Raw genomic sequence first — 273 nt, 5'->3', positions numbered from 1 at the left:
AAATGAGTTCCATGCCATCGTTCCGACTTTAGCATCAGAACTTATATTTAATCGGTCTAGTGCGTTGGCAAACTGAGCTACACGTTCGAAAGCATCTTTATATGTATATCGGTGTTTACTTATCCCATCTGCTTTCAAAGTTACAATTTCTTGATCTGCGTAAACTATCAAAGCATGCTGCATTATTGAAGTAATGTTTAAATTACAATGCATCATTAATCCATTCGTCATTCTTATTTCCTCACACAATTTAGCAACTGATTCAGATGCTTA

Annotated in this window: 1 pseudogene; it reads right to left on the bottom strand. The window is 35.2% G+C overall.

Annotation, left to right across the window (positions count from 1 at the left end):
- Positions 1 to 231: pseudogene (locus tag RFW85_RS06660) on the bottom strand (acyl-CoA synthetase); the annotation flags it as partial.
- Positions 232 to 273: the final 42 nt, after the last annotated feature.

Source organism: Acinetobacter sp. 12966 (genome assembly GCF_031196995.1).
Lineage (GTDB): Bacteria > Pseudomonadota > Gammaproteobacteria > Pseudomonadales > Moraxellaceae > Acinetobacter > Acinetobacter geminorum.
This window is presented reverse-complemented; position numbering and strand designations above follow the sequence as displayed.